Annotated in this window: 19 protein-coding genes and 1 tRNA gene; 9 read left to right on the forward strand and 11 right to left on the reverse strand. The window is 48.0% G+C overall.

The features are described from left to right. The first annotated feature begins 2 nt into the window (after positions 1-2). The 4 genes from GVI43_RS04800 to GVI43_RS04815 all read left to right on the forward strand — a co-directional run bounded on the left by GVI43_RS04800 (position 3) and on the right by GVI43_RS04815 (position 2623). Positions 3-620, forward strand: a complete 618-nt coding sequence (locus tag GVI43_RS04800; protein WP_159565672.1) for a DMSO/selenate family reductase complex B subunit — start codon at positions 3-5, stop codon at positions 618-620. A 1-nt stretch (position 621) separates the two neighbouring features. Beyond that, positions 622-1389 (forward strand): dimethyl sulfoxide reductase anchor subunit family protein, encoded by a 768-nt coding sequence (locus tag GVI43_RS04805; RefSeq protein ID WP_159565674.1) that lies wholly within the window; start codon positions 622-624, stop codon positions 1387-1389. A gap of 95 nt (positions 1390-1484) precedes the next feature. Continuing rightward, complete coding sequence (locus GVI43_RS04810; RefSeq protein ID WP_246201516.1) at positions 1485-2084, forward strand: molecular chaperone TorD family protein; 600 nt, start codon at positions 1485-1487, stop codon at positions 2082-2084. Continuing rightward, the gene (locus GVI43_RS04815; RefSeq protein WP_159565676.1) at positions 2084-2623 is read left to right on the forward strand and encodes a 4Fe-4S binding protein; all 540 of its coding nucleotides are present in this window, start codon (positions 2084-2086) and stop codon (positions 2621-2623) included. Before GVI43_RS04810 ends, GVI43_RS04815 begins: the two co-directional genes overlap by 1 nt. Before the next feature lie 45 nt (positions 2624-2668). On the opposite strand, the gene GVI43_RS04820 is transcribed toward GVI43_RS04815, so the two are convergent. From GVI43_RS04820 to GVI43_RS04845, 6 genes are all read right to left on the reverse strand, one after another. Further along, positions 2669-3211 (reverse strand): hypothetical protein, encoded by a 543-nt coding sequence (locus GVI43_RS04820; protein WP_159565678.1) that lies wholly within the window; start codon positions 3209-3211, stop codon positions 2669-2671. Between the two features lie 200 nt (positions 3212-3411). Then, positions 3412-3488: transfer RNA gene (locus GVI43_RS04825), tRNA-Ile, on the reverse strand. Positions 3489-3724: 236 nt separating this feature from the next. Then, entirely contained in the window at positions 3725-5560 is a 1836-nt protein-coding gene (gene rpoD, locus GVI43_RS04830) for an RNA polymerase sigma factor RpoD (protein WP_159565680.1), read from the reverse strand. A gap of 269 nt (positions 5561-5829) precedes the next feature. After that, positions 5830-7581, reverse strand: coding sequence for a DNA primase (dnaG, locus tag GVI43_RS04835; protein WP_159565682.1), 1752 nt, complete (start codon positions 7579-7581; stop codon positions 5830-5832). A 150-nt stretch (positions 7582-7731) separates the two neighbouring features. Then, positions 7732-7947 carry a 30S ribosomal protein S21 gene (gene rpsU / locus GVI43_RS04840; RefSeq protein ID WP_027275017.1) on the reverse strand — a complete coding sequence of 72 codons (216 nt, stop codon included), beginning with the start codon at positions 7945-7947 and terminating at the stop codon, positions 7732-7734. Between the two features lie 232 nt (positions 7948-8179). Next, complete coding sequence (locus tag GVI43_RS04845; RefSeq protein ID WP_159565684.1) at positions 8180-9721, reverse strand: vWA domain-containing protein; 1542 nt, start codon at positions 9719-9721, stop codon at positions 8180-8182. Positions 9722-10021: 300 nt separating this feature from the next. On the opposite strand from GVI43_RS04845, the gene tsaD reads away from it, so the two are divergent. After that, a complete protein-coding gene (gene tsaD, locus GVI43_RS04850) occupies positions 10022-11038 on the forward strand; it encodes a tRNA (adenosine(37)-N6)-threonylcarbamoyltransferase complex transferase subunit TsaD (protein WP_159565686.1) in 1017 nt (338 codons plus the stop codon). Here tsaD and plsY read toward each other — a convergent pair. After that, the gene (plsY, locus tag GVI43_RS04855) at positions 11035-11694 is read right to left on the reverse strand and encodes a glycerol-3-phosphate 1-O-acyltransferase PlsY (protein ID WP_159565688.1); all 660 of its coding nucleotides are present in this window, start codon (positions 11692-11694) and stop codon (positions 11035-11037) included. The two genes, tsaD and plsY, sit on opposite strands and share 4 nt — an antisense overlap. A gap of 107 nt (positions 11695-11801) precedes the next feature. On the opposite strand from plsY, the gene folB reads away from it, so the two are divergent. Both folB and bacA read left to right on the forward strand, forming a co-directional pair. Next, the gene (folB, locus tag GVI43_RS04860; RefSeq protein WP_159565874.1) at positions 11802-12155 is read left to right on the forward strand and encodes a bifunctional dihydroneopterin aldolase/7,8-dihydroneopterin epimerase; all 354 of its coding nucleotides are present in this window, start codon (positions 11802-11804) and stop codon (positions 12153-12155) included. Between the two features lie 185 nt (positions 12156-12340). Further along, the gene (bacA, locus tag GVI43_RS04865) at positions 12341-13162 is read left to right on the forward strand and encodes an undecaprenyl-diphosphate phosphatase (RefSeq protein ID WP_159565690.1); all 822 of its coding nucleotides are present in this window, start codon (positions 12341-12343) and stop codon (positions 13160-13162) included. 129 nt (positions 13163-13291) lie between these two features. Here bacA and GVI43_RS04870 read toward each other — a convergent pair whose 3' ends face one another. Together GVI43_RS04870 and GVI43_RS04875 are read right to left on the reverse strand one after the other, a co-directional pair. Further along, positions 13292-14527: a multifunctional CCA addition/repair protein gene (locus GVI43_RS04870; RefSeq protein ID WP_159565692.1), complete on the reverse strand. Its 1236-nt coding sequence runs from the start codon at positions 14525-14527 to the stop codon at positions 13292-13294. Positions 14528-14666: 139 nt separating this feature from the next. Next, positions 14667-15284, reverse strand: coding sequence for a TIGR04211 family SH3 domain-containing protein (locus tag GVI43_RS04875; protein WP_159565694.1), 618 nt, complete (start codon positions 15282-15284; stop codon positions 14667-14669). Positions 15285-15491: 207 nt separating this feature from the next. Between GVI43_RS04875 and GVI43_RS04880 the strand changes: the two genes are divergently transcribed. Together GVI43_RS04880 and glnE are read left to right on the forward strand one after the other, a co-directional pair. Beyond that, positions 15492-16784 (forward strand): CYTH domain-containing protein, encoded by a 1293-nt coding sequence (locus GVI43_RS04880; RefSeq protein ID WP_159565696.1) that lies wholly within the window; start codon positions 15492-15494, stop codon positions 16782-16784. A gap of 39 nt (positions 16785-16823) precedes the next feature. Continuing rightward, positions 16824-19664: a bifunctional [glutamate--ammonia ligase]-adenylyl-L-tyrosine phosphorylase/[glutamate--ammonia-ligase] adenylyltransferase gene (gene glnE / locus GVI43_RS04885; RefSeq protein ID WP_159565698.1), complete on the forward strand. Its 2841-nt coding sequence runs from the start codon at positions 16824-16826 to the stop codon at positions 19662-19664. Positions 19665-19745: 81 nt separating this feature from the next. Here the strand turns inward: glnE and GVI43_RS04890 are convergent, their stop codons facing one another. Beyond that, positions 19746-20687, reverse strand: coding sequence for a sugar kinase (locus tag GVI43_RS04890; RefSeq protein ID WP_159565700.1), 942 nt, complete (start codon positions 20685-20687; stop codon positions 19746-19748). Between the two features lie 9 nt (positions 20688-20696). Then, complete coding sequence (locus GVI43_RS04895; protein ID WP_159565702.1) at positions 20697-21530, reverse strand: DeoR/GlpR family DNA-binding transcription regulator; 834 nt, start codon at positions 21528-21530, stop codon at positions 20697-20699. Between the last annotated feature and the right edge of the window lie 49 nt (positions 21531-21579).

Consider the following 21579-nt stretch of genomic DNA (forward strand, 5'->3'; position numbering starts at 1 on the left):
TGATGAAACAATATGGTTTTTATGTGGATAGCTCCAAATGCACTGGTTGCAAAACCTGTCAGATCAGCTGCAAAGACGAGAAAAATTTGGAGCTTGGTCCTAAGTTTCGCCGGGTTTACGAGTATGGCGGCGGTAACTGGGCTAAGCAGGGTAATATCTGGACTCAGAACGTGTTCAACTATTATCTGTCCATTGCCTGTAACCATTGCTCAGAGCCGACCTGCGTAGCCGGTTGCCCGACCGGAGCAATGCATAAACGCGCTGAAGATGGCCTGGTGGTAGTTAATCAGGACACCTGCGTAGGCTGCCGGTATTGTGAAATGCGCTGTCCGTATGGCGCGCCGCAGTTTGATGCAGTGAAGAAAGTGATGACCAAATGCGACGGCTGCTACCAGCGTGTGGCGGAAGGCAAAAAGCCCGTGTGCGTAGAATCCTGCCCACAGCGGGCTCTGGATTTTGATGACATTACGCTGCTGCGGGAGAAATATGGTCATGAAGATGCCATTGCACCGTTGCCGGATCCTAAGCTGACTAAGCCTAATCTGGTCATTAAAGCTCATCGGGATGCAAAACCTAGCGGTGATTCATCCGGTCATATTCAAAACCCGGCGGAGGTCTAAAATGCATGAATTACCACTGGTATTTTTTACCGTATTTGGCCAAAGCGCCGTTGGCTTACTGTTGCTGGCGTTTATCAGCGACCGCTTAACCATGACCGATGAGCCACTATTAAAACGCGCCAACCTGCTGGCTTTGATCCTGATGGGGATCGGGCTGATCGTCGGTATATTCCACGTTGGTCAGCCGCTGCGGGCAATAAATATGCTAATAGGCCTTGGCCGTTCTGCAATGAGCAATGAGATTCTGCTCAGCGGTGCGTTCTTTAGCCTTATTTGTTGTACCGTTATCTTCACTTGCCTGAAGAAAAATGCCGCCGTTGCCGGAGTATGTAACGCTCTAGCGATTGTGGTTGGTCTGGCTTTCGTCTGGTCGATTACTCAGGTTTATCAGCTTAGTACGGTGGCTAACTGGGACACTATGCATACATCGCTACAGATGTGGCTGACGGTGTTAATTGGCGGTGGTGCCTGTGCTGTGCTGATTGGAGCACACAAAGTCGGCGGGTGTTTCCTGCTGATTGGCGCAACGATTAGTTTGATCGCTAAACCAGAGTATCTGGTCCAGCTTTCCCCTTCGTTGGCTGCTGCCCAGACGCTATTCTGGAGCGTGCAGGCGTTCTGCTTAGCGCTGGCCGTTGCGGTCGGGGTAGTCGCCTTCATTAAGCAACAAAGCTGTGGTTCAGCTCTGATGCTTGGCGTTTTCGGCGCTGTGGTTGGTGAGCTGGCCGGGCGCATTGCATTCTATAACCTTTGGGCTATGGCGATGTAATTTGTTGTTACTAAGCGGCCGGGCAGGTTTGTCGGCCGCTTAGGTTATTACTATCAATGAACTATCAATGAACTATCAGTGAATAAGGTAATAATTTGACGCTGCTAAATACCACTATTCCCCGCATTCTCGGGGCCTGCTTTTATTATCCCCCGGATTCAGACGCTATTTCTCGCCTAAGAGCAACGCTGCCTGAACTGGCCGATCTTTTTCCATGGCCGGATGCTGAGCTTGTGCGCCAGAAATGCGAGAGCATTAGCGCTATAGATTCGCAACGCCTGATCTATGATTATTCCGTGCTGTTTGAAGGTCAGGGCGTTATGCCTGCTCCTCCGTGGAGTTCCGTCTATTTAGAGAGTGAGAACCTATTGATGGGCGCATCTACGCTGGCCTATCGGGATTTTCTTTCCCGCCAAGGGATAGTGACAGATACTGATAATCCGGAGCCTGACGATCAGTTTGGGCTAATGTTAATGGCGTTTGCTTATCTTATTGAATCTGATAAGCCAGAGGCCGCCGCAAGTTTACTGAGTGAGCACCTGCTTCCATGGGCCGGACGCTATCTAGAACTGGTTCAACAGACCGAGACCGAACAGCCGTTTTACCCCGTGCTGGCTGAAGTTGCCGGGGTTTATCTGGCGCGCATGAAGCAAGGGATGAATCTTCAGGTTAATCAGGTTGAGCTGTATTTATAATGAAAGACGAGCGCTTTTATAAAGCCTATATGGAACACCGCACGGTAAGCCGCAGGGGATTATTACGCGGCTTATTTAACGGCGTCGGCAGCGCTCCTTCGATAGAAAATATTGCTGATAACGGTATCGATGCGGCAACGGTTATACGACCACCGGGAGCCGTGACTTTGTTTGACCAAACCTGTTCCGGCTGCGGTGAGTGCGTTTCTGCCTGCGGGGAAGGGGTGGTGGTAATGAATAACCATCGGCCTGAGTTAGATTTTCTCTCTAGCTACTGTACGCGATGCGATGCCTGCATCCGGTCCTGCCCGACGGGTGCTTTGCAACAGGCTCAGTTTCAGATTAATGCTCGCCCTGCGTTGAATAATCCCTGTCAGAATACCTATATGTACTGCGACAGCTGTGCCGATCGCTGCCAGAAGAAGGCTATCCAGTGGCAACGCAATCAGTCGCCGGTGATTGAGCTTTCTGGCTGTGACGGCTGCGGGGAGTGCGCTTTTGTTTGTCCGGTTAATGCATTGGAAATGGTGCTTGCCTGATTAACGGGAGGCGCGATGCCCCCCGAGTGCGGAATATGAGTAACATTAGCCGCCGATTTTCACGTGCTCAGGCACGCCAAACTTATCCTGACCCACCTGCTTTTTAAGATACTCAAGCACGGCATTAGCTATGCCGTTTTCGCTGTCGCCGTAAACTTCCATATTGTCCCAGCCTTCAATTTCATAATAGCTCTGGCCTTGCATCTTTCCTGAAAGGTCAAACGTCTGGGTGAGCAAACCATTGGCCGCAACTTTTTGCGGGATCATGGCGTAATAGGTGATAGACATACAAGGCGTTCCGTCACAGCGCGCTGCCGGGAGATCCTGCTTCTCACGGTAAACTAAATAGTCGATACCAAAGCGCTCTTCCAATCTTATCGATGCTTTATCGATAGAAATTTTGCCGTAGTTATTGTCCTGAAAAACCTGCACCCACTCAGGTTTGTCACTGATAGTTGGGAAGGGTACGGAGAAGAAGTTATATGAGTTAGCTCTCGGAACCGTTAAGCCATTTCCAGACCCTTCAGGATCGGCTAATGCAGCACCAGACAGTATGAGAAGGGATAATGCGAGTAAAATACTTTTCATTTTTCACCACTAAGTCAATTTAATGAGAGATATCGGTCCTTGGAGTTGGTGTTATAGCATTTTGTGGGATAGGAGTTAACTAGCAATTGAGACCATATCAAGTTCATTTTTGTGTGGACGTCGCTTGGACATTTTGATTTAGATAATAAAAAAGCCCGCTGATAACAGCGGGCTAACTATATCTATTTACAACTAAAATTTGGTGGCCCCTGCTGGACTTGAACCAGCGACCAAGCGATTATGAGTCGCGTGCTCTAACCAACTGAGCTAAGGGGCCAAGTGGCGGGGATTATACGGTAATCATTATCCTTTCGTCCATAGCTGCGTGGTGTAACCGTTGGTTTTATGAACAGTTGTAAGCCGTTATGTTTATGGGCAGTATCGGTCGTGCGTGATTTAGCCCATAAAATGGTTGAGCAATTATGATTACCGATATTCTGTGGCTCGTTCATAATAAAAAAACCCGCTGGAGCGGGTTTTTTACTATTACATTACGATTACTTCACCAATGTACTAGTCATCCAAGAAGCTGCGCAGAACTTCTGAACGGCTTGGATGGCGCAATTTACGCAGTGCTTTAGCTTCGATCTGACGAATACGCTCACGGGTTACGTCGAACTGTTTACCCACTTCTTCTAAGGTGTGGTCAGTGTTCATATCGATACCGAAACGCATACGTAGAACTTTCGCTTCACGAGCCGTTAAGCCCGCCAGCACGTCGTGCGTTGCAGAACGCAGGCTTTCGGAAGTTGCAGAATCCAGCGGCAGTTCGAGGGTGGTGTCCTCGATAAAATCACCCAGATGCGAATCTTCATCGTCGCCGATTGGCGTTTCCATGGAGATTGGCTCTTTGGCTATTTTCAGCACTTTACGGATTTTGTCTTCCGGCATTAGCATACGCTCAGCCAGCTCTTCAGGCAGCGGTTCACGCCCCATTTCTTGCAGCATCTGGCGTGAAATACGATTGAGTTTATTGATAGTTTCAATCATATGCACCGGAATACGAATGGTGCGCGCCTGATCGGCAATCGAACGGGTGATAGCCTGACGGATCCACCATGTTGCATAGGTCGAGAATTTATAACCGCGGCGGTATTCAAACTTATCGACTGCCTTCATTAGACCGATATTACCTTCTTGAATCAGATCCAAGAACTGAAGGCCACGGTTGGTGTATTTTTTGGCAATAGAGATAACCAGACGTAAGTTAGCTTCAACCATCTCTTTCTTCGCACGGCGCGCTTTCGCTTCACCGATAGACATACGACGGTTAATGTCTTTAACCTGCTCGATGGTTAAACCCGTTTCTTCTTCGATTAAACGCAGCTTTTGTACGCTACGTTCAACGTCTTCGCTTACTTCTTTTAGTTTTTCAGACCAAGGCTTACCCATGGTTAGCGCAGTGGTAAACCAAGTCGGGCTGGTTTCATTACCGGCAAACAGCGTAACGAAGTTTTTCTTCGGCATTTTACTTTGTTCAACGCATAGCTTTAGGATTAGGCGCTCTTGAGTACGCACACGGTCCATCATCTGACGCATATTGTTGACGAGGTAATCAAACTGCTTTGGTACCAGACGGAACTGCTTGAATACTTCTGATAGCTTTAAGATCTCTTCAACCGCTTTACAGTGGCTGCGGCCGTGCTCTTTAATCGCTATGCGAGTGGCTTCATATTGTTCACGCAGATCGTTGAATTTTTCGCGAGCCAGCTCTGGATCGATTCCGATATCTTCATCGGCATCATCGTCGGCATCTTCATCTTCATCGTCATCCTGCTCTTCAGTGGACAATTCAGATCCAACGTGGGTTGCTGTGGGCCCGATGGTGTCGTCTGCGTTCGGATCGATAAAGGCAGTAATAATGTCAGACAGGCGAGTTTCGCCGGTCTCAACGCGATCGTATTGCTCTAGCAGGTAGGTAATTGCTTCAGGGTACTCTGCAACAGAGCACTGCACCTGATTGATACCTTCTTCGATACGCTTCGCAATATCGATCTCGCCTTCGCGGGTTAATAGTTCAACGGTGCCCATTTCGCGCATGTACATGCGTACGGGGTCGGTTGTCCGTCCAATTTCAGATTCAACGCTGGACAGCACCTGTGCGGCAGCTTCTGCAGCGTCTTCATCGGTATCTGCAGTGTTTTCTGCCAGCATAAGATCGTCGGCATCAGGTGCTATTTCCATAACCTGAATACCCATATCATTGATCATCTGAATGATGTCTTCGATCTGATCTGAGTCGATGATATCTTCTGGCAGATGGTCATTGACCTGAGCATAGGTCAGGTAGCCTTGCTCCTTGCCCAGGGTAACAAGAAGTTTAAGCTGTGACTGCGGGTTTTGCTCCATAAGACGGTATCCACACTTCAGAGTATTTAAGTTTTATCGGCTAAGCCGGTAATGATAAGTAGTCGGGCTATTTTTATCAGCTGTCGCCTTTAATACAGCTATACGCGGGATTTATTCCCCGCAATGTTCGGCACTTAAGCCGGAAATAGGTATACCCGTCATCTTTCAAGTTACAGGTGCTTGCTCACCCGAATCACTGACTTTAGTCAGCTCATCGGGATTCACTCACTGGTTGCCTTCCTGCAACTCGAAACATATTAAGTATAAAACTAATCTTTTTTAGCCAAGGCCATATTCAACGACCATAGCTCTTTACGCTCTTCTGAACTTAACCCGTGCGTTCTGTCACGAGCAATAAGCTCTTCCTGACGTTGTTCTAATACTGAATCATACAGTTTGCCCAACGTATCAAGAAAAGTTTCTTCAATCATGTCCTCTACAATCATGTGGTTCCATGTTGCTAAGGTTTCAAGCTGTTGGCTAAATTTATTACCACGGTATAACTCTAAAAGCTGCCCGGTAGTTAAGCCAGGCTGAGCTAAACAGGTATTAACCAGCTCAATAAATAATTCGATTCCTGCCAGACCGGTTTGTTCCAGCCCTTGGATTGACGGTATTTGGGTGGCTAGCCGTGGCCGTTGAATCAGCAATCCTATCAGTATACGCATAGTTGTGCGTTTTAGCTTCGGTGCCTGATAATTACTCTGTTCAGTCTCAAGCTGTTTTGGCATCAGCTTATCAAGCTGGCTGTCATCAAGTATGCCCAGCTTTTGGCCCAACTGTTGACGCAGATATAAACGCAGAGTCTCACCGGGAACTTTGGTAATCAATGGCAGCGCCAGTGTGCTCAGTTTAGCACGTCCGTCGGGTGAGCTGAGGTCAACCTGCGGCATTAGTGTATCAAATAAAAAGGTAGAAAGTGGTTGGGCTTGTTCTAATCGCAGTTGGAATGCCTCTTTACCCTCTTTTCGTACCAGCGTGTCAGGATCTTCTCCATCAGGTAAAAACATGAAGCGTAGCTGACGGCCATCGGTTAAGTAGGGTAGAGCAGTTTCTAACGCCCGCCAAGCGGCTTCTCGCCCAGCATTATCACCATCGTAGCAGCAAATGACGTTATCCGTGCTGCGAAACAGTAGCTGAATATGCTCAGCCGTTGTTGAGGTTCCTAATGAGGCGACCGCATAGTCGATGCCGAACTGAGCCAGTGCGACAACGTCCATATACCCTTCAACGACCAATAGTTTACTGAGTTGGTTATTGTTTAGCTGTGCTTCATAAAGGCCGTAGAGCTGGCGGCCTTTATGGAATATTTCTGTTTCCGGTGAGTTAAGGTATTTTGGCGTTCCGCTGCCTAAAATACGCCCACCAAATGCGATGACCCGACCGCGTTTATCGCGGATAGGAAACATAATTCGTTCACGAAAGCGGTCATAGGTACGACCGTTATCGTTAGTCACTAACATACCGGCATCGCTGAGCGATTCCCGGTTTTCTACCGAGCGGCCAAAACGTTTTAATACGTTATCCCAACCGGCAGGAGAAAAGCCAATGGCAAAGCGCTGTACTATATCGTCGGATAAGCCCCGCTGAGCGAGATAATTACGAGCATCCTGCGACTGTGGTTGGTTTAGTGATTCTTGGTAAAACTGGGCAAGCGGTTCCATCAGTTGATAGAGACTTTGCCTTTGATGCCGTTCAAGCTGGCTGCTGCCAGTACCGGATTCGTAAGGAACCTCCAGACTGTGCATACTGGCCAGTTCTTCGATGCTTTCGACAAACTCCAGTCGATCGAAATTCATCAGGAAATCAACGGCATTGCCGTGAGCTCCACAGCCAAAGCAGTGGTAAAACTGTTTCTCACCGTTTACGGTAAAAGAGGGGGTTTTTTCGTTATGGAATGGACAACAGGCGTGATAATTTTTGCCTTGCTTTTTTAGCTTCACGCGGGCATCTATCAGATCGACGATATCCGTTCGGGCCAGCAAGTCATTAATAAATACGCGTGGGATTCGTCCTGCCATTAAGCCTCAAATTCGCAAATCTATAAATGAGAATAAGCCGCGCTTTCCTTCCAGAAGGCACGGCATACTTATATGCAGTTAGCTATAACTAGCTCTAGCTAAAAGACCAACCTGCGCATTAATTGCGCGTTCGGACTAATCCGGAAGAAATTAATACAGGCGGGTGCGGCGTGCGTTTTCACGAGCTAATTTCTTCGCGTGGCGTTTCACCGCAGAAGCTTTAGCGCGCTTACGTTCTGTAGTTGGCTTTTCGTAGAATTCACGGCTACGAACTTCTGCCAAGATACCTGCTTTTTCGCATGAACGTTTGAAACGACGTAATGCTACGTCAAATGGCTCGTTTTCACGTACTTTAATTACCGGCATGTGCCTCTCACCTCGATAAAAATCGGTTTAGCTGCTGGCGCTGTGCCAGCTATATTCAAAATGGTGCGGAATTCTACTGCGAATATGGCCTGCTTGTAAACCCCTGTTACCGATTCGTTCATCAGAGATTGGGGAAAATGGCTTTTTTCATTGTATTAACTGCAACCACAACGTAATTACCCGAAATAATCGGCCATCATACACGCTGATAACCGATTATTTCAGCAATAAATTATTTTACCGCTTTGCCTTTGATCGGCGAAGAATCCGGAAGTTGGCTCTTCGCCGACTCAACTAACTGAATAAATTCACTGTGTAATTCAAACTTGTCGCTACCTTTAGCTTCATTGGCCAATTTCAGCGTGTCATCCAGCGTGAACTGCCCCGTTGTTGCTCCGTTGTCTTTTAGCTGTTGGGCAAAAGCGGCAACGGCGGCGGCAAAGCGGAAATCCTGACTGCTGTTATTGAGCGCGGTATTCATTTGGGAAGCAGAAACCGGCATTTCAACGCGTTGGCTAGCACCGTTAGGCTGCCTATAACGTATATGAACCATCGCCATCTCTTGGGTCGAACGTAGCATGGTGTTTGCTTCAGGTCTATAAACCGGGCTGTAAGAAGGGCTAGACCAGCTATCGTTTGCACCAACCGGGACCACTTCGTATAAGGCGGTTAAGGTTTGGCCTGTCAAGACGGCACCTTTACTGGCAGAACCGTTGTCCTGCTCTGACTGGTAGCCCAGCAGACGATAAGCTTTTACGTAGTTAGGGTTAAACTCGACGTTAATAGCAAATTCTTTTGCTACCAGCGTTTGGGTTGAGTTCAGCTGCTCATTCCACAGTTTATCTGCATCACGTTGGTTATCGATATAAGCATAAACACCGTTGCTTTCATAGGCGATGTCAGCCAGTGAAGAAGGCTGGAACTGGCTTACGCCAAAGCCCAGAGCAGTGAGTGAAATAGTTGAACTTTGTGGCTGGCTAAAGAAGTTTTGAACGCTTTGGATATCTGTAAAACCAGCATTAAAATTGCTGTTTCCGGCCAGAATTACGCGGTTAATACCGCCTTGAATATAGCGTTCTGTCACTAAATTATAGGCCTGAGCCATGCGCTCGCTGTCTTTTCCTGCCTTTCCGCTGGAGATATTACCGATAGCCGACAGGATCTTGTCTTTTTCTGCACCGGAGGTTGGTGCTAACAAAACGCCTTTTTCTCCGGAGGTAGTCACGATCGACAGGCTATCTTGCGCTCTCAGCTGATTTGCCAGTTGAGTCAGGCTTTGTTTGATTAATGCTAGATCTGAGCCGTCTGTACCAACAAATACCGACAGATTAGCCGAAGGGCGTTCAGCCGCTTTGACATCGTCAGATTTCACTGCAATACGCAGTAATCTAGTGTTTTTATCCCAAGGCGTTTGTGAGGCTTCAGTCATTGCTGACAGTGGGATTCTACCCTGCGATTTCGGGTAGTTATAAGAGAAAAAGTTAACCCATTCAGCAAGCCGGATACTGCCTTTTTCTGGCATGCTTTCGTGAACGAATGAGCGGCGCATATTGTTATAGCTACCGTTGTTTTGCCCGGCTGACATGAGAATTTCAGGACCAGTTTGTGCGTTTTGTTTATAAGTTTGATTTGATGCCCGATCCGGAACGCCTGCGGTTTTCGCAGGAGAAGGCAGATTATCATTAGGATTGCTTGAGCTGCAGCCGCTTATTGCCAGCGCACTCAGCAATGCCAAAGAAGTTATTCCACGTTTAACATTTTGAGCTTTAGTCATTTCTATCTCAATCAAATTAATTGGTTATGCGTTGGGTAGGAAAATAGAAGCGCTGCATACCGAGACTATACGGTGTGCATAAGCCGCTTGTACGATAGTTTATCTAAATTAGTGAAGAAATTCCGCTATTTGATTATATTTCAGCATCATTTTTCTTGAAGCCGGTGATTCTTGGTCTAGAGACGCCTGCCTGTGGTATTATTCAAGACCTGTGGGATCGGTTTTCTAGCGGCTAAGCGCCTTTTTAGTTTGAGAAAACCAACGTATCGATCAATGAATACAGAGGCTGTTTAACGGGCTATGCGCATACTAGGTATAGAAACGTCGTGTGATGAAACCGGCGTAGCAATATATGACGATAAAATGGGGCTTCTGGCTGACCAGCTTTATAGTCAGGTTAAGCTACATGCGGATTACGGTGGCGTGGTGCCCGAGCTGGCGTCACGGGATCACGTGCGCAAAACGGTGCCTCTTATTCAGGCGGCGCTAAAACAGGCTCATTTGACCGCTTCCGACATCGATGGCGTTGCCTATACCGCTGGGCCTGGATTAGTCGGGGCTCTGTTAGTTGGTGCGACCGTTGGCCGCGCATTGGCAATGGCTTGGGATGTTCCGGCGATTCCGGTTCATCATATGGAAGGCCATTTATTGGCACCAATGCTGGAAGATAACCCGCCGGCGTTTCCGTTTGTCGCTTTGCTGGTTTCCGGTGGTCACACTCAGCTCATTAGCGTTACCGGCATTGGTGAGTATCAACTGCTGGGCGAATCTATTGATGATGCGGCCGGCGAAGCCTTTGATAAAACGGCGAAGCTGCTGGGTTTAGACTATCCTGGCGGGCCGCTGTTGTCGAAAATGGCACAGCAGGGTATTGCCGGGCGCTTTATTTTTCCCCGACCAATGACCGACCGTCCGGGGTTAGATTTTAGCTTCTCCGGGTTAAAAACCTTCGCGGCGAATACCATTCGCCAGTCTGGTGATGATGAACAAACCAAAGCGGATATTGCCCGAGCGTTTGAAGATGCGGTGGTCGATACTTTGGCAATCAAATGTAAGCGTGCGCTGGAGCAAACCGGATTCAGCCGCTTGGTTATGGCCGGTGGAGTCAGCGCTAACCAAACGTTACGCAGTAAGCTGGCCGCCATGATGGAACAGCGTCGCGGTGAGGTTTTTTACGCCCGTCCTGAGTTCTGTACTGATAACGGCGCGATGATTGCCTACGCAGGTATGGTGAGGCTGAAAGCGGGAGAAAACAGCGGGCTGGCGATTTCTGTTCGACCACGTTGGCCGCTGGAGCAGTTGCCCGCCGTTGGTTAAGGCTTGTCCTGCTCTTTTGAGGATTGTTTTTCTGATTCGGTATGGGTTTCTTCAGTTTTCTTTTTTCTGAATCGATCCCAAATTTTGCCTTCCTGACCGCGCCACAGGCGCTGAATGTTGTCATGATGGCGGATAAGCACCAGGCAGGAGAGCATGGCGACCGGAAAGGTAAACTGCGGCTTAAACCACCAAGTATAGAACGGGGCAATCAGCGCGCTGATAATGGCTCCGAGAGATGAGTAACCGCTGAGTAATACCGTGAGCAACCAGGTTCCGGTCATCAGGCCGGTGAGATCCCAGCCGATTGGAGCAATGGCACCAAATGCGGTTGCAACACCTTTACCGCCGCGGAAATGGAAGAATACCGGATAGATATGACCCAGGCAGGCAGCAATTGCCGTTAGGCCGAGGTAGAGTGGAGACAACTCTAGCTTGTAAGCTACCCATACTGGCAGCATGCCTTTTAAGACATCAAAAATTAACACTGCCGCAGCGGCTGATTTCCCACCGATTCGCAATACGTTAGTTGCACCAGGATTACCGGAACCGTTTTCACGAGGATCGGGCAGTTTGGCTAGTCGACATACCAACACTGCGCTGGATATTGAGCCGCATAGATAGGCGATAATGATCATGCCAAGCGCGATAGCACTCATAATTTCGATTCCATCTAATAGTTGTCGTTTTACTCTCTACTTGTGTGGATAATACGCAAATTCCGCCAGAAGTGGTATGGCTTAATTGAAAAACTGAGAATCATGTGATGGATATTGTATTTATAGAACGGCTCAATGTACTCACAACTATTGGTGTTTACGATTGGGAGCAGACTATCCGCCAGCGGTTAGTGTTCGATATCGAAATGGGTTGGGATAACCGTAAAGCAGCCGCTAGCGATAACGTTGAAGATTGTCTTAGCTATGCCGACGTAAGCGACGCTGTAATTAAAAAGGTTGAAAACGAACGTTTTGCCTTAGTTGAGCGAGTGGCAGAAGAAGTAGCTGATTTATTGATGCAGCGTTTTTCCATTCCGTGGATCAAAATAAAAGTCAGTAAGCCCGGCGCCGTTGCCGCCGCAAAGCAGGTCGGAGTTATCATTGAACGCGGCTCGCGCTGAGAGTCATACAGCATATCGGCTACGACATTAAGCGATGGTTTAAAAATATATGCGCAGAACAATGATTACGAAATGAAACAAAAAAAGTTTCTGTCAGTTATATTTGTTCTATAGCATTAATAATGTCTTAAGTTTTTGGCTATACACTTTTGTTTTACTTCTATTTTTGGCAAGGAATACAATAAATGTCGGATCTTCACACGTTGCTAATTGCGTGTATTCTCGGAATCGTTGAAGGGTTAACTGAGTTCCTTCCCGTTTCGTCTACCGGGCATATGATTATTGTCGGTGAGCTTTTAGGATTCACCGGTGATAAAGCTTCCACTTTTGAAGTGGTTATTCAACTGGGCTCTATTTTAGCAGTAGTTGTGGTTTTCTGGCGTCGGCTATTTGGCCTGATTGGTATTCATTTTGGTGACGTTCCTCATGAGGGGAAAGGCAAAGGGCGGCTGACGTTGGGACATATTATTCTTGGTATGCTGCCTGCGGTTATTACCGGATTTGCCCTTCATGATGATATTAAAGAGTATCTGTTTGGTACTAAAACCGTGGTATATGCGCTGATTGCCGGTGGTTTATTATTGATTGCGGCGGAAATACTGAAACCTAAAAAGCCTCGGGCTGAAGGGATAGATGATATGACCTATCGTCAGGCTTTTATTATTGGCTGTTTTCAGTGTTTAGCGCTATGGCCCGGCTTTTCCCGTTCGGGTGCTACCATTTCCGGCGGAATGCTAATTGGCGTAAGCCGTTATGCAGCCTCAGAATTCTCGTTTATTCTGGCGGTGCCGATGATGTTAGGCGCAACGGCATTGGTGTTGTATAAGAGTTTTAGTCAGCTGGTTTCGGGTGATTTACCCATGTTTGCGGTGGGCTTTTTTACGGCATTTATTGTGGCACTACTGGCGATTAAGACCTTCCTGAGTTTTATCAAACGGTTCTCGTTTATTCCGTTTGCCATTTATCGTTTTTTTATTGCCGGTGTGATTTATTTCGTTTTCCTTTAGACAATTGCATTAGTAAAAAATAAAGTCTCAGAAACCTGAGGCTTTATTTTTTTATGCCGGACGGTCTTAAGGAATAACAGAGACATTGGCATACGCTACGCCACCGTATGCGCCGGGTCTATAGTGCCGTTATTCACTCTGAATATGGGCATTTTTCCATTGCTCTAAAGCGGCCGTTCGCCGTTGATTCAACTGTTCTTTTATGTCAGCACCGCTATAACCCGCCGCGATAATTTCTTGAACCGAAACTGCGTTAGCCACCGCATAAGCCTGCTTAAGGTAGTTAGCCTGAGGATAGGCTTTATTCTGCCAGCCGGTACGGCCGCGAAAATCAGCTTCGCTGACCAGCGCCATTTGCTCGAGCCTGTGCGGCTTACGCCATACATCGATGGCATTCAATAAGTTTAATAACGTTGCGGGCCGTAGCTTATAAATGGTATGAATTTGATCGTGAAATTCAGAAACCAAACGGGCCAGCTCTTTGGTATTGGCTGGAATTTTAAACCGCTGGCAGATATTTTCTACCAGCCTGACGCCCGTCAGACCGTGACCATGGTGGTGAGGCCACAACTCTTTTGGCGTAGCGCCCTTACCAACGTCATGCAATAAAGCAGAAAAGCGAACGTCGATATCGTCAGATATCTGAGCGGCAACTTCCAGCACCAGCAAAACGTGAATACCGGTATCTATCTCTGGGTGCCATTTTTCAGGCGCTGGAACGCCAAATAGATTATCAATTTCTGGAAATAGCACGGCCAGTGCACCGCAATCGCGAAGTACTTGAAAAAACGCCTGAGGGCTTTGAGTTGCCAGCGCTTTTTCGCTCTCTTTCCATACGCGCTCTGGGGTGAGATTTGCAATTTCACCGCCGTTGACGATTTGCTTCATCAAATTCAGCGTTTCGGGCGCAATGGTGAACCTAAGGTGGGCAAACCGAGCGGCAAAGCGGGCAACCCGCAGAACCCGCAGCGGATCCTCACTGAATGCCGGAGAGACATGGCGCAAAATGCGCTGTTCCAGATCTTGCCGCCCGTTATAGGGGTCGATCAAGCTACCGTCATCATCTTTTGCAATGGCATTGATGGTTAAATCCCGGCGCAGTAAATCTTCTTCCAGAGTGACATCCGGCGCTGCGTGGCAGGTAAAACCCGTATAGCCAGTACCCGATTTACGCTCGGTGCGGGCTAGCGCATGTTCATCGTGGGTTTGTGGGTGAAGAAATACCGGAAAGTCTTTTCCGACCTGCTGATAACCCTGAGCAAGCATCTCTTCTGCGGTGGCTCCGACAACAACCCAATCGTACTCGTGGGTCGGTAAGCCTAATAATTGGTCGCGGACCGCGCCGCCAACAAGATAAGTTTTCACATCATCTCCGAAATATTGCTATATACCCATTTTGCCTGATTATTTCCGTTGGCCAGCATATTGTTAATCTGAAGTAATTAAAACGCCGGACAACTGCGCCGGCGTTTTAATTGATTGAATCAAACTAAATCAAGGTTGATTAATTCATCCAGCGATCTTTTTTGCGGCGAGGGATCAGATAAGGCAGGATTAATCCTAAAATCAGGCCAAGACCGGCAATGCCACCGCCATACATAAACCACTGTTGAATGATGGCCCGCTGTTTGTCATCGAGCTGAACGCTGATGTCGCTGACTTTTTGTTGTGCTGAAACCAGCTCATCTTTCAGCTGTTGGTTTTCCTGCTTCAGCCCGTTAATCACACCGTCGCTGCTGTCAACTTTCTGGCGCATGTCTGAGGTGCGTTTATTCCAATCGCTGTCGACTGAAGCCAGCTTTTCGGTTAACTCTTTAACCCGTTGTTCAAGAAAAGGAACCTGAGTTTTTGAGCTTGGCTCAGCGGTCAGTTGGTCTTGCTGGATCCAAACCGTACGGCCGCGGCTATCGGTTATTTGAGCATATTTATTGCTGCTGCTTAAGAGCTCAACTTTTTCGCCCGCGCCGATCGTTCCGGCAACTTTATAGTTATCACCAGGGCCGGTGCGCAGAGAAGTCGAGAAATCTTCCGTAACGTAACGGGTTTCAGTTGCATTGACGGTAAACGCAGTAAGCGCCAGTGATGTCAGTAAAATGGTATGAAGTGATCTTAATATAAGCATTGTCTGTATTTTTATCTTGTTTAGAATTTGCGTATATATGGATAGTAGAGGGTTCGGAGTTAGGGTGCAATGTAAAAACCTTGTTATGGTAGGCCAAGTACAACAAAGTGAGTGATTTTTCACATAAATATTAGCGTAAATTGCTACACTGGTGATACGACCGAACGTCGCCCGACTTTATCGATATATTGACCGCGGAAACCCCCTATGACCGTTGAAATAGAACTGAAATTTGTTGCTACTCCGGCTGCTTTAGCTGCACTGCCTGAAGCGTTGTCCGGATTAAAGGTTCAGCATAATGAAACGCTGAACTTGATCAACGTTTACTATGATACTGACGCCGGTTTACTGCGTTCCTACCGTTTCGGTTTAAGAGTAAGAGGATGTAATGATAATCACGAAATGACGCTGAAAAGCGGCGGAAAAGTGGTTAACGGTATCGTTCATCGGCCTGAATACAATATCCCATTACCCGATAGCGATCTGAACATCGATCTGTTTCCGCCAGACGTGTGGCCGCAAGGTACCGATATTTCAGCGTTAAAATCAGCGCTGAAGCCGCTGTTTACCACGAACTTCCAACGCCAGATTTGGCTGGTGAATTATCAGCAAAGTCAGATCGAAATCGCGTTAGATCATGGTTCAATTTCTGCCGGTGAACAGACAGAAGGGATAGGCGAGCTAGAGCTGGAGCTTAAACAGGGTAATGCGGCCGATATGCTGGCACTGGCACAACAATTGGCTACGGTGGAAGGGTTGCGCTTAGGTAGCCAAAGCAAAGCTGCCCGTGGGTATCGGCTGTTGAGTGGCGCTGTACCAGACGAATTAACGGAGATGTCCGTGCTGGTTCCTCCGGCTAAAATAACCGTAGAACAGGGGCTGGAAGCCTGTCTGGAGTGGGCGCTTTCTCAATGGCAAGAATATGAAGAACGCTGGTTTGAAGGTAATACAAAAGCCCAGAAGTTGATTCTTCGTTCATTGACTGCAATACGTCAAATTTTAACCGTTTTTGGTGGAATTATCCCGCGCAAGGCAACGGCCCCACTGCGGGAACGGCTGAGTGAGTTAGAAGAACTGCTGGGAACAAAATGTTCGGCTGACGCTTTTTGCTATCGGCCAGATTATCTGCAGTTAAAGCTAGCGCTGATGGCCTGGATGATGAACAAGGGTTGGCGGATGTTTGTGGATAACAAATCGAAAGACAAGCTTTCAGGGTCTTTTAAACGCTTTGCTGATGTCACTATGTCCCGTTGTCTTTCTGAGCTTAAAGAGTCATTTACTAAGCCGTTGACCAGCGATGGCTACAGCGATCGGCAAGTCCGGCTTGAGAAGCAAATTATCAGTTTTTATATGTTGGCCGGTGCCTATGAGCAGTCCCATTCCCTGCCTTTTATTCACGGGTGGCTGCGGCTGCTTGAGCCGCAGGGCGATCGCGATGCTTTACGACGTGCCGCATTAGAACAACCACCTTTTTGGCTCAATAGCGGACAGCATATTTGATTAAGCCGTTTTACTTCATTGGTATCATAAGGACCGAACATGTTGTCTCTTTCCCCATTGCTTGAGGCTCAGCGAATTAAACGTCAGCTACAGCTGGAAGCTCAGTTAGGTCAGCCTATCGCATTTAGTCAGCAGGATGGTATCGTGCTGGCGTTAAGCGATTTTGTCAGTGACGGGCTGATACAGCATCCTCAATGGTGGGAAGAGCTACATACCCAAGCGCCGTCGCTAGGCGAGGCGGTCTATTACAATGAATGGCTACAGGCCGCGTTGGTAAATATCACCGATGAAGCAGATTTAATGCGGGTAATCAGAGATTTCCGCCGCAGGATGATGATCCGTATTTCATGGGCCCAGAGCCAGAACCTGTTCGATACGGTTGAAGTTCTTAGCCAGCTTAGTTTATTAGCCGAAACGCTTATTATTGCCGCCAGAGATTGGCTATACGCCCTGTGCTGTCGGGAATGGGGAACGCCGGTTAACGTTGAAGGAAAGCCACAGACGCTATTTATTCTGGGGATGGGAAAGTTGGGCGGCGGTGAGCTGAATTTCTCTTCGGATATCGATTTGATTTTTATCTATCCGGAAAATGGCCAAACCGTCGGCGGGCGTAGGGAGCTGGATAATGCCCAGTTTTTTACCCGGCTCGGGCAACGGCTGATTAAAGTTCTGGATCAGGTGACTCAGGAAGGCTTTGTTTATCGGGTTGATATGCGCCTGAGGCCTTTTGGTGACAGCGGGCCGCTGGTGTTCAGCTTTAGCGCTCTAGAAGATTACTATCAGGAACAAGGGCGCGACTGGGAACGCTATGCCATGGTTAAGGCTCGCATAATGGGCGACCCGAATGATGAATACAGCGGGGAACTCAAATCAATGCTGCGGCCGTTTGTCTTTCGCCGCTATATCGATTTTAGCGTGATTCAGTCTCTGCGCAATATGAAAGGCATGATTGCCCGTGAAGTTCGTCGTCGGGGGCTTGCCGACAATATCAAACTTGGGGCGGGCGGTATTCGTGAGATTGAATTTATTACTCAGGTCTTTCAGCTTATTCGCGGCGGCCGGGAGCCTGCTCTACAGGGGAATTCGTTATTGCCTACGCTACAGGCAATCGCTGACCTATCGTTGCTGTCACAAGACGAGGTCGATTTATTAAGCGACAGCTACCTGTACCTGCGCCGGTTAGAGAATTTATTACAGGCGATAGCCGATCAGCAGACTCAGACTCTGCCAACGGATCCTCTGGATCGGGCCCGCTTGGCTGCCGGTATGGCATGCGCCGACTGGAATGAGTTGGTTCATCAGATTGAACGACATATGCACGCCGTCAGGGACATTTTTAGTAATCTTATCGGCGACGATACCCCCGACGTTGAAGAGGATCCCCACTATTTACGCTATAATCCGCTCTGGCAGGATGAACTCGACGGCGCTGAGCTGGCCGTACTGATGCCGCTGCTAGACGATGTAGCCTGCGTTCACGTTGGCACTCATCTAAACGACTTCCGCCACGATATCGATAAACGATCGATTGGCCAACGCGGGCGCGACGTGCTGGATAAACTAATGCCGCGCTTGTTATCGGCGGTTTGCCTGCGCGACGACGCAGACAGCGTGCTGCCTCGCCTGACTCATCTTATTGTTAGCATTGTCACCCGAACCACCTATCTTGAATTGCTGGTGGAATATCCATCGGCAATGACGCATTTAATTCGTCTGTGTGCGGCATCGCCGATGGTTGCCAGTAAGCTGGCGCATTATCCGATTTTGCTCGATGAACTGTTAGACGTTAACTCCCTGTATCAGGCAATTCCTTTAAGCGCATACAGTGATGAACTGCGTCAGTTTTTGCTGCGCGTTCCTGAAGAAGATGAAGAGCAGCGACTTGAGGCGTTACGCCAGTTTAAGCAGACTCAGCTATTGCGCATTGCTGCTGCAGACATCGCCGGTGCGCTGCCGGTAATGAAAGTGAGCGATCACTTAACCTATCTGGCCGAAGCCATTATTGGTGCGGTGGTTCAACAAGCCTGGTTTCAGATGACCGCGCGCTACGGGCAGCCAACTCACCTGTATAGCCGAGAAGGGCGGGGCTTTGCCGTTATTGCTTACGGCAAACTTGGGGGCATTGAGCTGGGCTACAGTTCAGATTTAGACTTGGTTTTCTTGGTCGATTGCCCGGAGAATATTACCACTGACGGCGAGCGCAGCATTGACGGCCGGCAGTTTTATTTGCGGCTGGCTCAGCGAATTATGCACCTGTTCAGCGCCCGTATGGCTTCCGGCATCTTATATGAAGTTGATGCCCGGCTGCGGCCTTCCGGCGAATCGGGCCTGTTGGTGAGTACTATCAGTGCGTTTGATGAGTACCAGCGTAATGAAGCTTGGACATGGGAACATCAGGCGTTAGTGCGTACTCGCATTGTGTATAGTGACCCCGTGTTGCATAAAGCGTTTGATCATGCCCGTCATGAAATTCTTTGCCTGAAACGCGACGAAAATCAGCTAAAGCAAGACGTGCGGGAAATGCGCGAGAAAATGCGTAACCATCTTAGCGATAAAGACGCTGAACTGTTTGATTTAAAAACCGATGAAGGTGGAATTACTGATATTGAGTTTATCGCTCAGTATTTGGTACTGCGCTATGCCCATGAACAGCCTAAGCTAACCCGTTGGTCGGATAACGTTCGAATATTTGAACTGATGGCTAACTACCAAATTATGGACGAAGCCGAAGCTGCCGCCCTGACTAAAGCCTATGTGACAATGCGTGATGAAATTCATCGTTTAGCATTACAGGATAAACCGGGGAAAGTGCCGGGCGAGTGCTTTGCCGCAGAAAAATTGCAGGTGAGCCAGAGCTGGAATAAGTGGCTAGCAGGGTAGTTTTAATAAAGATATTTCGTAAAAGAAGCTTAGCCGCGAAAGTGAGGGTAAACTCCCTGACTGCGGCTATTAGCTTAACGCTTATCGGGCTAAGAATTTGGCGATATCTTCCATACTGGATATTCCTTCCATTGGCCCGGAACGAGAAACCGCCAGCGCACCGCTGGCGTTGGCATACTTCAGGGCTTGCTCTACTGGATATCCGGCCAGAAACAGGCTAACGAAAGTTGCACCGAAGCAATCACCTGCACCGGTAGGGTCGATCATTTCCACGGCATTGCTTTTTATGTGTAATTCCTGATTTGCATGATAATAGCTGGCACCTTCGGCCCCGCGTTTAATAACTATATGCTTCACGCCATTGTTGATTAACTGTTTAACGATATCCGTTTCACTGGCATTCTTTTGGTCAGAAAAGTAATGAATCTCTCCCTCGCTGGGTAAAAAAATGTCGGTATATTCTAAAATATAATCAAAAGCTTGTTGCATCTCCGGGATGTTCATCATCTCTTTACGCACGTTAGGATCGAAAGAAACGGTGCCATTATTCTTTTTAATCATTTTGATCGCTTTTCGCATCGAATCAATCATGCGAAATGAGAACAGTGATGAACCCATAATATGGAAATGAGTGCAGCGGGAAAGCAACGATTCGTCCAGATGCTCCGGTGACAGATAACCACAGGCGCTGTTTGGAATATTAAAAATAAAATCACGTTCAAACTGGTTGCGATAGCTGACAAACGCACTGCCAGTTGGGGCTTTATTGATAACCGTAATACCGTCAGTATTCACCCCCTCATTGCGAAGGCGCTCAATATTCATCTGCCCAAAGTCATCGTTGCCTACGCAGCTAAACAGCGTTGATTCGAAACCTAACTTGGCGACCTGTGCCGCATAGATGGCAGGTGCACCGCTGGGAAACGGGCCTAAAAACTCGCCGGGTTGACTAAATCCCTGATTTTTATGCTTAGCTAGAAACTCGACGATCAGCTCGCCGATAGTGCAAATGCTGACAGACATAATTAACCTCTATTCTTGGCAACTCAAACGGTTGATCCAGGTAAAGCATTCGTTATTGGTATATTGATTAATAAAACCTGAATCTCCGAACTGTTGCTGATAATCATTAATAACATGTTGGCAGGTTATGATAGCGTCGATGCTGTTGATATTACTGACGTTATAAACCTGTTGACTGTTGAGCGGCGGGCGCGCCGCGATGACGGCTTTACGCTGAGATTTGCTTAGCAAGTGCTGATAGTGTGGGGCCAGATAGCTATTTTCAATGGTTAGTTCACCCATCAGGTCGATTGACGCGACCTCAATAACACAGAGTGAGATGGTGTATTGCTGTAAGGCATATTCCAGCATTTTTCCTGACAGTACGCTGCGGGAGCGGTTTAACACCCCCCCGGTTAAAATCACTTCTCCATCAATAAAATCGTCGGCCAGTGCGACATGGCTAACGTCATTTATAATCAGCCGAAGCTTTTTAAGCGGTGCCAGCAGTGGAATGATTTTTCGGGTTAGCTCACCATGGCCCAAAAATAGCGTATCCCTGTCATTAACCAGCCGAGCGCAGTGTTGGGCCAGCTCTAGTTCAACATTTTTATTCTGTAAGGCTATCTGCGGAGGCGGCGCGCTGAGCTGTTGAACCGGCACCTGTGGGGCGGTGTAAATGGCACCGCCGAATGAGCGTTTTAAATATCCCTGTTGCTCTAAGTAGTTCAAATCATTTCGGATAGTTACGCCAGAGACGTTTAGCTGAGCAGAGAGATCGTCAACTTTAATTTCACCACGCTGGCGTACGATTTCCGCTATTTCTAAACGGCGTTTTAATAAGCTTGAAGATGTTTTAGGCACTTGAGCACCACTAATGCTGTTTATTCAATAGACACCGCCGAGAGTCAGG

The sequence above is a fragment of the Budvicia diplopodorum genome (assembly GCF_009800925.1).
Taxonomy (GTDB): Bacteria; Pseudomonadota; Gammaproteobacteria; order Enterobacterales; family Enterobacteriaceae; genus Budvicia; species Budvicia diplopodorum.